At 38.8% G+C, this 12777-nt stretch carries 10 protein-coding genes; 4 read left to right on the top strand and 6 right to left on the bottom strand.

What is annotated here, in order from left to right; all coding sequences use genetic code 11:
• The 6 genes from K0B81_07810 to rho all read right to left on the bottom strand — a co-directional run.
• The coding region (locus tag K0B81_07810) for a hypothetical protein (protein ID MBW6516500.1) at positions 1-573 on the bottom strand (573 nt) is incomplete at its 3' end.
• A 708-nt stretch (positions 574-1281) separates the two neighbouring features.
• A complete protein-coding gene (locus K0B81_07805; protein MBW6516499.1) occupies positions 1282-2085 on the bottom strand; it encodes an HAD hydrolase family protein in 804 nt (267 codons plus the stop codon).
• 101 nt (positions 2086-2186) lie between these two features.
• Positions 2187-4793, bottom strand: a complete 2607-nt coding sequence (gene mutS, locus K0B81_07800) for a DNA mismatch repair protein MutS (GenBank protein MBW6516498.1) — start codon at positions 4791-4793, stop codon at positions 2187-2189.
• Positions 4794-4840: 47 nt separating this feature from the next.
• Positions 4841-5968 (bottom strand): SPOR domain-containing protein, encoded by a 1128-nt coding sequence (locus K0B81_07795; protein MBW6516497.1) that lies wholly within the window; start codon positions 5966-5968, stop codon positions 4841-4843.
• Entirely contained in the window at positions 5922-7181 is a 1260-nt protein-coding gene (locus tag K0B81_07790) for a U32 family peptidase (protein MBW6516496.1), read from the bottom strand. The genes K0B81_07795 and K0B81_07790 overlap by 47 nt, the downstream gene beginning before the upstream one ends.
• Before the next feature lie 48 nt (positions 7182-7229).
• On the bottom strand, positions 7230-8498 hold the full coding sequence (rho, locus tag K0B81_07785) for a transcription termination factor Rho (GenBank protein MBW6516495.1): 1269 nt from the start codon (positions 8496-8498) through the stop codon (positions 7230-7232).
• A 557-nt stretch (positions 8499-9055) separates the two neighbouring features.
• Here rho and K0B81_07780 point away from each other — a divergent pair.
• From K0B81_07780 to K0B81_07765, 4 genes are all read left to right on the top strand, one after another.
• The gene (locus K0B81_07780) at positions 9056-9763 is read left to right on the top strand and encodes a hypothetical protein (GenBank protein ID MBW6516494.1); all 708 of its coding nucleotides are present in this window, start codon (positions 9056-9058) and stop codon (positions 9761-9763) included.
• Between the two features lie 37 nt (positions 9764-9800).
• On the top strand, positions 9801-10145 hold the full coding sequence (locus K0B81_07775) for a hypothetical protein (GenBank protein ID MBW6516493.1): 345 nt from the start codon (positions 9801-9803) through the stop codon (positions 10143-10145).
• Between the two features lie 86 nt (positions 10146-10231).
• Entirely contained in the window at positions 10232-12178 is a 1947-nt protein-coding gene (locus tag K0B81_07770; GenBank protein ID MBW6516492.1) for a PAS domain S-box protein, read from the top strand.
• A 41-nt stretch (positions 12179-12219) separates the two neighbouring features.
• Positions 12220-12774 carry a cell wall-active antibiotics response protein gene (locus K0B81_07765; protein ID MBW6516491.1) on the top strand — a complete coding sequence of 185 codons (555 nt, stop codon included), beginning with the start codon at positions 12220-12222 and terminating at the stop codon, positions 12772-12774.
• Positions 12775-12777 lie beyond the last annotated feature (3 nt).

The raw sequence follows: 12777 nt of genomic DNA, 5'->3' as shown, positions 1-12777 counted from the left end.
GACACCGTGGTTATCAGAGGTTAGCACTTTTCCAACTGCTGGTGAACCACCTCTGATACGGATCAGACCGTCTATATCGAGATTGTGAGATGGGGAAGTAGTACCGATACCGACATAGCCGCTTCTTCCGATATCTACCGTTTCATCTGCAGCACCAATCCAAGTAGGATCTGTCTCTAAAGAGGTAAGGGCATAGGGCACACTTGTTATCCTGATACGTGGTGTCATCTCTGCATCCGGATCTATTCTCATGGTTAGCCAGCGGTTCTCTGCATTGAAATAGGTTTCATTAAGTGGTGCGACTTCACCTAAATTGATCTGAAAAAGACCGTCGATTATAGAAATAGTCGGTGTTTCCTCCCAAATCGGTTCACCACCTACTTCTGAATCATAAATATAAAATCTGACTGGCATTGTTACAGTAATAGGATTACCGTCACTATCGGTCAATCTTCCTTGAAATGAGATTAGATCTGGTATATCACCGGTTCTGCTGACTTCTCGAGCAGTAAACTGCCCCATTAATAAAACACTGCTTAGTAAAACAACCATAGCAAAAAAAAGCTTTTTCATCATCTCCTCCAATTTTACGTTTGTGGTTTAATTTTTTTGATAACTATTCTATTCTGGGAAAGTTCTTGTGCGTAATTAAGATTTTGCTGTTTATATACGGATTTCTTGCTGCAGAACGAAGGTAAAAAGAATTACAAATGAGTTCTTGTGAATCAAAGAAAAAAACGTAAAATAAAATACTCTTGCTCGTACAGACCTCGATTTTTAAATTAAATCTTTGGTGTGACATTATCAAAGCTTGTTAACTACAAAGGGTGAATACAAAAAACACTCTTTTGTCTTATCTGTTCTAACGGCATATATATGCCTCCCATGAACTGTGAGCGGAGAAAAATTCGAAGATAAAAATTTTACTCAAAGCTCATAAATTGAACTTAATACTTCCAAATCAGTATAATTATTTGTTTAGTTTTTTTGTCAATAAAATATTTCAATATCAGCAACTATTTGCAGCAATATATTAACTAATCAAGATTTAAAGAGCATAAAATATAACTCTATAAACAAAATTTAATTACTGCAGGTCAGTATATACAATTATTACAAGTATTGTACAGGATTAGGATTTATATAACCAACGATGTATGTGGTGTCTTGCTTTTTATCTTTCGGGAGCGATATAGTCGGATAGATCCGACTATATCGCTCACGAAAGATAGAAATATGTTAAAGTATTGATTTTAAAGGGAGTTGGCAGAGTTGAAGCAGTTAGAGATTTTCGCTGAGTTTTTTGAGAATATCAATGACACCGGAGGTGTAGCAGAAATCGCTTTTATAGATGGTCTTATCAATATTCTGCAGAGAGAAAGCAGAGAGGGGGAAAAGAGTAAGATCGTTTAAACGGCATTTTTCCACTAAGTGAGGAGTGACATTCTGGGGGACAAAGCTGAGATCAGCTTGGGAGAGGAATTCCCAATCGTTACAGGAATCGGCAAGAGCAATGATCTTGTTATTCTGAGAGAACTTGGCTATTCCTGAAAATTTGGAATTACCGGCAGGTAGAATATCAACAGCGACATCGGAGTGAGTAATGTAGATATCATTGTATGACGGGTGATTTTGAAGGTGATCTTTTAGATAAGCATAAAGATTGAAAGGTGAAACACCTACAACTCTGTTTTTAGTGAAAAGACTGACAGTAGCGAGTCTATTCCCATATAAAAGGAGGTCAGGCAAGGCAGTTTTTTTGAGATCTTCCTCGAGTGCTTTGATCAAATCAACCTGATGATCAGTTATTAATAATTGCTCTTTGATCCCATCGCTGAAAGAACAGCCGTTTTCCAAAATATAGCCATCAATAAGTTCTCTGACTGAGGTGGGGAGTACCTCTTTAACAAAGCTGAAATCATTTCCGCTGCAGATAAAGATATAGCTTTTAGAGCGAATAGCCGAGAGAACAGATATTAGCTCAGGCAGAGACTCGGGAGCAATAGTCCAATTATTATTGAGGAGAGTTCCATGCAGATCAATCCCGATAATGTAATCTTTCTCTCTATAGTCTTTTATTGCCATCAATCACCTAAAATTGTGTATTAACTCTGATAATTTCGAATTAGGGGGGTTGTCAGTAAATTGGTTAATTAGTAAGAACATTGAATGAGAAAGCTTAACAATCAATTATCGAGTTTTTCTTGCAGGTCTTGGAGAAATTTATGAGCTTCCAGTGGTGTCATGTTATTAAGATCGGCATTTTTCAATTCCTCCAGCAGAGCTTCATTTTTATCGGTCTGATTGATCAATATCTCAAAGATATCGATCTGACCGGTATCTCTCTTCAGCTGACGTTTGACCGTGGCAGTTAAACCTTGCGGGCTCAACTCCTGCTCTTCGAGGTTATGGAGGATCTGTTTCGCTCTTTTGATTACTTTGTCGGGGATACCGGCTAATTTTGCGACTTGAATACCATAACTTTTATCAGCACCACCTCTCTCTATTCGGCGTATGAAGATCATCTCCTCATTCCATTCTTTGACAGCGATGTTAAAATTCTTAACACCGGGCAGGATCTCTTCCAGATCGGTCAGCTCGTGGTAATGAGTGGCAAAGAGTGTTTTAGCATTGATCCTTTTCTGGGTAGCGATAAACTCAACAATAGCCCAAGCGAGACTCAAGCCGTCAAAGGTGCTGGTTCCTCTACCGATCTCATCGAGAAGGATCAGTGACTGGGGTGTTGCTGTATTGAGGATATTAGCCGTTTCGATCATTTCGACAAGAAAGGTACTTTGCCCCATAGCGAGATTGTCAGAAGCACCGACACGGGTAAAGATCTTGTCGAAAATAGGGAGATTAGCTGAAGTTGCCGGAATAAAACTCCCCATTTGAGCCATGATAGCCAAAAGACCAACCTGTCTGAGATAGGTGGACTTCCCTGCCATATTAGGACCGGTAATCAGGATAATTTTGAATTCTTTATCGTCGAGAGAGACATCGTTAGGGATGAACTTCTCTTCAGTAAGCAGTTTTTCGATCACCGGATGCCGGCATTCTTTGAGTTCGAGAATCCCTTCCTGATTGAATCGGGGACGGATATAGTTATTATAATGTGCTAAATAAGCGAGAGAGGTCAAAGTATCGAGTTGACTGATAATATCTACATACTGCTGGATAAGAGGTAATTGAAAGAGAAGTTTTTCTCTGATCTCCTGAAAGAGTTCATATTCTAAGCTCTTGATCCTCTCTTCTGCTCCGAGAACCTTGGCTTCATATTCTTTTAATTGCGGCGAAATATACCTTTCGCAATTAACGAGAGTCTGTTTGCAGATATAATATTCAGGTACTTTATTCTTATGGGTATTGGTTACTTCCAGATAATAACCGAACACTTTATTGTAACCCACCTTAAGAGATGGTATTCCTGTTTTTTTCTTTTCTGAATCTTCCAGTCGTGCGATCCACCCTTTCCCTTCCCGACTCATACTTCGCAATTCATCGAGTTCGGGATTGATTCCATCCTGTATGATCCCGCCGCCGGTGATCAGAATAGGGGGGAGGTCAACAATGCTGTTTTCGATGAGATCGATGACCGAGCTATAATCTTCTATACCCTCTCTGATGGCTGCAATATAGGGGCAGGAAAAATCATGGAGAATATTCTTTAGCTGAATAGAGGATTCGAGATAGTTTTTCAAAGCGACCATTTCACGCGGATTGATCCTTAGGGTGCCGATCTTACTCAGTAATCTGCTTAAATCTCCGATATTTTTCAGAAGACCACGGATCTCTTCGGTTTGAATTATATTTTCTTTGAACTCCTGCACAGCATCAAGCCGTTTTTCTATTTCCTGAATATCGAGCAGCGGTCTCAGAAGCCAATCGGTCAATAATCTGGAGCCCATGGCAGTCATGGTCTGGTCAATAACAGAGATCAGACTTCCCTGTCGTGTTGCGTATCGGATAGATTTGAGCAGTTCCAGATTATGCCGTGAGATCTCATCAATCTGCATATAGTTATCGAGTGAATAGTAACGGAGTGAGTTTATATGTTTCAGATCATCGCTCTTTAGAGATCGGACATAAGCCAAGGCAGCACCGGCTGCGGTTAGTCCCGGACTTTTTGCTGATGATCCAAAACCCTCTAAGGTGATGGTCGAGAACTGTTTTTTGAGGATTTCTTTTGCCTCAGCCGGCTCAAAGTAATAAGAATCAAAAACGGTGATCAGGGGGCTGATCTCCAGTTTGAGTTGCCGAATCTGGTTAGCGGTCTCTTCATCCTTGACAATGATCTCCTTCGGTCTGACCCGTAAGATCTCGTTCTTTAACTGATTGGGGAGAAATTCGGTGTAGATAAAATCGCCGGTAGAGATATCAAGGCAGGATAGCCCAATTCGAGGATTCTTTTCTGGTATGTATATAGCTGTCAGATAGTTATGCTCTTTGACATCGATCATGTTTTCATCTATAATGGCACCAGGGGTTATGATCTCAACAATATCCCTTTTCACTAATCCGACAGCTTTCTTCGGGTCTTCGAGCTGTTCACAGATGACAACTTTTTCCCCGCTGCGAATGAGTTTTTCCAGATAAGTCTTCAGACTATGATAAGGGAAACCGGCTAAGGGGATGGGATTTTCATCTTTTTTATTACGGGCTGTAAGTGTAATACCGAGTATTTTAGCAGCTTTCTCGGCATCTTCGAAGAAGGTCTCGTAAAAATCACCCATCCTGAATAGAATGATTTTATCAGGGTGCTTCTGTTTGATATTATTGAACTGCTTGAGCATCGGAGTTAGTTTGATGCTGCTGAGCTGTTGTGGTTCCGGCATGATATTTAGTGTTTTATGATAAAAGAATCCAGATTCAGATTATTCCTGATCTCTGTCTGCTTGAAGGCAGCAGCATCTCTAGATGGGAAGGGACCGACAGCAACCACATACAACTGTTGGCTGGAAACAATCTTGGTAAAGATAATGTTATCGTAGCCAAGGTTTCTTAAATATGCGGAATGAGATGAAGCGTTTCTCTGTTCCACAAAGGCATTAACCTGAATATAGTAAAATTCTCCACTCGGCTCGGGGATATCATAGGGGACTTCAGTAACATCGGGTTCGATAATTCTCGGTAATGGTTCCAGAGTATAGATATCTGTTCGATCAATACCGCCATTGTTGAGTGAAATATCTCCCAATCTTCTCTCTGCCTGAAAAGCATGTTCAGTATAGGGATAGTTGATGATGACAGCTTTGTATTTATCTATTGCTTCAGGCATCTGGTTGGTATGTTCGTAACAGTATCCCTCTTTGAATTCGATGACAGCGGCTTGATTGACAATGTAATTCTGTGATCTCATGGTCTGCAAGGTCAGTAATGCCTGATTATACTTCTTATTAAGGATATATGCTTCAACGATCTGTAAATAAGCCAACTCTCTCTTAACACTGTCTTGGGTAATTTTAATAAAATCCTGAGCGGCTCGGATGGCATCAGGATATCTTTCTAATTTCAAATATACCGAGGAAAGAAGATAGTCCCTATCAGATATCATCTGAGGATCTATACGGTTAAGATAACTGAGACTCTGGTTATAATCTCTTTCCAATAGAGCTATATTGGCTAATTTAGTCAGAGCACGTTGACCGTACATACTGTTAGGAGAAAATTGAATGGTCTGTTCGAATGATGCTACTATATCCTGTTTTTCGAGGGAGATTTTTGCTCTGTAAAAATGATATCCTGCCCGTTCGATGTTATTTATTGGGATGTTGTTATTTAATAGTTGCTCAATGATATCCCAATTACCTAATAGATATTGTTGTTCGATCTCATCTAACCAGTGCATTGGGTCAGCGAAAAGATAACTGATCCCGGCAAGATAGATGAAAGCAACCAATAAACCCAATTTAATTATTATCTTAGGTAATCTTTTTGCGCAATATTCCATCATTAGGTAACTCTTCATTAGTCATCAGTTTAACGATGCTATTAGGTTTTGTTTCCACCAATAATTCATCTTCTGAGGAGTATATTTCGTCAACTTTAAATATCATATCCTGCCGATAATCGGGAAAAATAATCTCTATTTCTTCACCTCTGCGGAATTTTGCTTTAACATTGATCAGTGAGATAAAAGGTTTTAACCCAATTTCGGGTTCTTGATTATCTGGATTCTTTGGTCGGTTACTATCTTGTTTTTTGGTTTCCAGTATTTCACCGAGATACTGATAATCCCTGATATAGCTTGAAGACTCATAGTACTGGGTGTTCAGAGAGCTGCTACCGGTGAAAAATCCGGTAGTGTATTGACGGTGACTTATCTTTTCCAGTTCTTCACTGAGGATATGAGACGATTTTTCTCCTGATTTCAACAATTTTAGTGCTGTCTTATATACACGGGTTGTATTGGCAACATAATAGAGACTTTTCATCCTCCCTTCGATCTTGATGGAGTTTATACCGGAATCCAATATTTCATGCAAATGTTCGTAAAGGCAGAGATCACGTGAATTGAGGATATAAGTACCTCTGTCATCTTCTTCTATGGGGAAATACTGGTCTGGTCTCGTCTCTTCCAGAAGAGTGAATTTCCAGCGACACGGTTGTGTGCAGAGCCCTTTATTGGCAGAGCGGTTATTGAGGAAGGCACTCAGCAGGCATCTTCCGGAATAAGAGATACACATAGCCCCATGCACGAAGATCTCGAACTCTAATTGTGGCAGAGCTTTGATAATCTCCTTGATTTCCTGAAAAGTTAGCTCTCTTGCCAGAATGATCCTTTTCACACCCTGCTTTGCCCAGAACTCTGCTGCTTTCCATGATGTTGTGTTTGCTTGAGTACTTAAATGGATCGGGAGTCGGGGAGCTGTTTCTCTGACAATACTGAGGACACCAGGATCTGAAACTATGAGAGCATCAACACCCACCTCATTTAAGTAATTGATATAAGCCGGTAATTCGGTCAGATCGTTGTTATGAGCGAAAATATTAACTGTTACATAGATCCGGCGGTTGTAACTGTGACAGAACTCTGCTGCTTCTTTGATTTGTTGATTGTCGAGATTGCCCGCTTTAGCACGCAGTCCAAACTGCTTACCTGCCGTATATACTGCATCGGCACCATAAGCGACTGCATACTTTAACTTATCCCAATCACCTGCCGGTGCTAATACTTCCATTTAGTTTGACCTAATAAAAGATGTTAAAAAATATCAGAATAGTCTTCTTTACTGGCTCATAGAATCAAGCAGGTCTTTGTTGCTCTTAGAATTGAGAACTTTATTACGTAATGTCTCTATACCCTGAACCGGACTCATGGTCTTTAAGAACTTACGCATGACATACATGCGGTTCAATTCGGTTTTGGTGAGCAATAATTCTTCGCGGCGTGTTCCTGATTTAACGAGGTCAACAGCCGGATAAAGACGCATATCGCTGATAGATCTATCAAGCACTAACTCCATGTTGCCCGTACCCTTGAACTCTTCGAAAATAACCTGATCCATTCTGCTACCCGTATCAACCAGAGCAGTAGCAATAATTGTCAAACTTCCCTGTTCTAAAGTATTTCTGGCGCTACCGAAGAATTTTTTTGGTCGGTGTAGAGCGTTAGAGTCAATACCACCGGAGAGGACCTTTCCGCTAGAGGGAGAAATATTGTTATAAGCACGGGCTAAACGGGTAATACTGTCGAGCATAATAACGACATGTAGTCCGGTCTCAACCATTCTCTTTGCTTTATTGATGCACATCTCAGCTGCCTGAATATGATTTTGTGGTGTCTCATCGAAGGTCGAGCTGATGACTTCCGAATTGGTCGGGATCAGGATACGTTTCATTTCTGTTACTTCTTCGGGGCGTTCATCAACGAGTAATACTATCAGATAAACATCATCATGATTAGTAAGGATAGCATTGGAGATATCCTGTAGAAGGACAGTTTTCCCTGTTCTGGGAGCAGCTACTATTAATCCTCTCTGACCTTTCCCTATCGGTGTAAAAAGGTTAATGACCCTTGTTGATACGTTCTTGGGGGTTGTTTCCAGATTGAGTCTTTGCTCTGGATAGTAAGGGGTTAGGTCATCAAAATCCTTAATGCTTATCAAATCATCTGGTGCATGCATATTAACTGCATCAACTCTTAAAAGAGCGAAATACTTCTCACCCTCTTTGGGAGATCGGACAGGACCGGATACCATATGTCCCTTTTTTAAATTAAACTTTTTGATCTGTGTCAGAGAGACATATATGTCATCTCTGCTCGGTATGTAATTATTTTCGTGGAAGCGGAGGAAACCATAACCATCTTCCATGATGTCAAGACAGCCGGTTGTAAAAGCTAAACCTTCTTGTTCTGCCGCTGATTTTAAAATCTTAAAGATCAATTCATTTCGCGGCAAAGTCGTGTAGCCGGAAACATCGTAAGCTTTAGCCAGCTTAACCAATTGCTGGGTATTTAACGAATGGATCTTTTCTAAATCGTTACTGTTACTCATCTAATTTCTCCTATTATTTATATCTTTTTTTAACTATTGTCCTGATTACTTTTATGGATTACGATTATGATGTTTTTGTCTGATTAAAAACATAAACATACTCATCTTATTAGCTGTGGTTCAGGGATTTTTTTGCGATTGCCAATTATTCTTTCCCGCTTAATTTCTACTCCAAAAACATAAAATATAGCTCTCCTATTGCTGTCAAGAGTTTTCGAAAAACAAACCTCTACTACTATTTTTTTTGTCTTATTGAGTCTGATATAGAAAACTGGATAAAAAATGAAAGGGGAGCTTTACAATGCTTTGTAGGGGTAATTCACGAATTGCCCCTCCACTTCAGAGATAAGATTAGTTATCATATACATCGCAGTTTGCTATATCTGAAGCTGATCTTGAGGAGTAAATAATTGAACAATGATACATTATATCAGTACAAGAGTTTTATAAAAGAAATATCACTTAAAAATCCGACTTAAAGCTTGACAAGATGTACGGGTACATCAGATTGTTTCCATAAGGAACAATATCAATACGAATAAACGAAAGGAGGTGCCATGCGGAGTTATCTAATTGCTCTGTTACTTGTCTTACCGATTTTTTTATACTCCGGCCAGACCTCAATATATGATATACAATATACTAATAATTCAGGTACTGACGGTACTTACCCGTCAGCTTATCGCAATCAGATAGTTACTACCAGTGGTATAGTAACCGCAACAGGATATAGAAATGGTGGTTTTTTTATATCTGAACCGGAAGGTGGTCCGTGGCGCGGTATCTATATTAATGATCGTTCTCGCGAGGTACGTTTAGGAGATTTAGTAGAGTTGACAGGAGAAGTAACAGAGCAATTTGGTTTTACAACCATTCGCAATGTTCGTCAGTTGAAGGTAATAAGCTCCAATAACTCTTTACCGGCACCAGCTCTGGTTACAACGGGAGAGTTAGCAGTTAGTGAAGCATATGAAGGTGTGCTTGTGCAATTAGCTAACGTATCTGTCAGCGGTTATGGCAACCAGAATGAAGTGTGGTTGATCAATGATGGCTCAGGTTTAAGTCGTCTAGGAACGGGATTCATAAACAATGTTAATACAGGTTTGAATATCAGCACCGGACATTCATATTCACGGGTCATTGGAGTAGTAGATTATCGCTTTGGTGAATATCGGATCAATCCACGAAATGGAAATGATCTGCTTAGTTCACCAGTCGGAGTTAACAGACCATCTTGGGGTAGGATTAAGTCCTATTATCGGTAATAGCATATCTAAACGCATTTTTTAATAAGAGGTATTTATGAAGAAGTTTAAGTTTGTTTTATTGGTTATGTTTCTGTTTGGTTTGGGGTATTTTGCGTTTAAATATCTCAGAAAACTGCTGGAGTTTTTTAAACTTGTTAAGACCCTCCCCGAATATTTGCGCGATATTATTGGCGAAAAGCCAACAGTGAATTTTACATTCTCTTTTTCCAAATGTTTTATCGAGGTAGGATTAAGTCAAGCTGTGAAAGAGCGGGAGAAAAATCTGCATGAAGTTATTGAAACGTATATAAATGATTTCTATCCCGATTTAAGTACGGTTAAAATTGAGATCTCGATCGTGGAGAAGAAAGATGAAAAAGCGAAAAAAGGCTCTGACTAGTTTAAGTCAGAGAAATTGAAGATAGATTTTTTTATAAAAGGGTGATTATCACCCTTTTATTGTTTAATACATAAGGAAGAAAAACAATGGAAAGTGAAGCGGATAAAGCGCAAAACAAAAGAAAGATCATTATTGTCGAAGACAATGAGAATGTAGCCAAACTAATAGCAAAATCACTAAACGAAGAAGGGTATATAACTAAAGTCGTATCTTTTGGTAGTGCCGCAGTGTTTTATGCTATGGATAATTTGAACAGTTTACTGCTTATGGAATATCAACTACCTGATATGACAGCAAAAGAGGTGATCGCTACCTTGAGAAACAATCAGCAGGATATTCCCTTTATTATCATATCACCACCAGGCAATGAAAAAGCAATCATTGATATGATGAAGTTGGGAGCCAGAGACTATTTGATGAAAGAACATGGTTTTCTGGAACTACTGCCTGCATCAATTAAAAAAGTGACCCAGCAATTAGATGTAGAAGAGCGTTTGGAAGAGGCAGAGAAGAGTTTACGTTCCAGTGAAGATAAGTTCAAGTACATTTTTCATAGTATAACAGATGCGATCTTTATCTATGATTTTCAAGGTAAGATATTAGAAGCAAATCAGGCAGCTTCGCTTTTATTAGGGTATGATAAAAGTAAGATTAATACTATGAACTATATCGATTTTCACCTCACGGAATTTAACAACAATTTCAAATTGTATCTAGCTGAATTAAAGACTTATAAGAATCTGAAGTATGAATCGGTGTTTGTAGATAGCTTTGGTCATCGCATACCTGTAGAGTGCATCAGTAGATTGATTGAGTATGAAAATGAACCGGCAATTTTGACATTCAGTCATGATATCAGTGAAAGAAAACAGTCGGAAAACATGCTTAAACAGAGTGAAGAACGTCTGCAAAGAATAACGAATACTATGACGGACTATATCTTCACAGTCTATGTCGAAAATGGCAGACCGCAACGTACAGTTCATAGTTCTGCTTGCTTACCTGTTACCGGATATACTCCGGAAGAATTTACCAAGAATTCTTTTCTCTGGATTGAGATGGTAGATCCGCGAGATAAGGAATTTGTCTTACAGAATGTCAAAAAGATACTCTCCGGAGAACAAATAAACCCTTTCGAACATCGTATTATTCGCAAAGATGGTAAACAAGCATGGTTAAGAAATACTCCGGTACTTCATTATGATAATAGCGGTAAGTTGATCTCATATGATGGTGTCGTTCAGGATATAACAGAGAGAAAAATTGCTGAAGTGGAGTTATTAGAAAAACAAGCACAACTCTCTGCTATTGTAGAAGCTTTTGAGGGGCTTATTTATGTCTGTTCTGATGAATACAAAGTAGAGTATATGAATGAAAAATTCATCGCCAGAACCGGCTATAATCCCGTTGGCGAATTATGTTATAAAGCTCTTCATAACTTAGAAGAACGCTGCCCTTGGTGTGTAAACGATAGGGTTCAACAGGGAGAGACTGTTAAGTGGGAAGTACAGAGTCCGAAAGATAAACATTGGTATTCTATAGTAAATACTCCTATATACCATTTTGACGGTAGAATATCGAAACAATCATTAATTATAGATATTTCGGATCTAAAGTTTGCCGATCTGGAAATAAATCGCTTGAATAAGTTATATTTCAATCTGTTAGAAGAGATTGATTATCCGGTTTGTAGATTCTTATTCGATGGTAAGATCGTTTCAGCTAATCAGGCATTTATTAATATCTTCGGCTGTAATGTAGAAACTCTGGCAACAGATCAGTCACTATTTTCCTGTATTCCGGAGCAGTTAAGTGTCTGGACGGAAAAGAACCTTCAAAGATTAGATAATAATCGTTCAATGATCAAAAAGAGTATTAAACAGTTAAAGGTTAATGAGATTAACTTAGTGAACAAGATCTGGGTTATTAACGCTATAGTTGATACTGAAAACAACGTTCTTGAGTATCAAGCAATCTTGAAAGATGGTAAAGCCGGTGTTGATGAGAGTGATTTCGTGCTTAGTACATCATAAAATTTATAAGAATATTAGATTAGGTAACTAAAGGAGGACTTATGAACATTTTATCGAGTGGCGTTTTCTGGGGAATGTTGCTGATCTTGGTTGGCTTATCAATCATTATCAAAATTATCTTCCAAATAGATATACCGGTTTTCAGGATCATTATCGGAGTTTTACTCATCTATTTTGGGATGCAAATCATCTTTGGCAGTAACTTCTTGTACAGAAGAAGAGTTTCCCAAAGACGTCAAGAAGGAACTTTTCGGGAGTATAATCTTCAGCGGGGGGGTAATGAATTCAATGTCATTTTCGGTAGAAGCAAAATAGATCTGACTGACAGAAGAGAGCTAAAAAGTGATGAATTTGTTGTGGTAAATGTAATTTTTGGTTCTGCCCTTGTCTATATTGATCCTGCAATACCGATGCAGATCGAAGTTAATACGGTTTTCGGGGATGCTTCACTACCCGATAAAAAATTCGCTGTCATCGGACAAGAGAAATTCAGGACTGGCGATGAAAATTATAACGGTAAAATTCTTTATTTAGAGATATCTTCTATCTTTGGTAGTGTGCAAATGGTTGAAAAACAGGAAGTAAATGAAGCTTAATCT

The sequence above is a fragment of the Candidatus Cloacimonadota bacterium genome, assembly GCA_019429305.1.
Lineage (GTDB): Bacteria > Cloacimonadota > Cloacimonadia > Cloacimonadales > JAJBBL01 > JAHYIR01.
The sequence above is the reverse complement of the archived record's forward strand: the minus strand, read 5'-3'. Positions and strand labels throughout refer to the sequence as shown.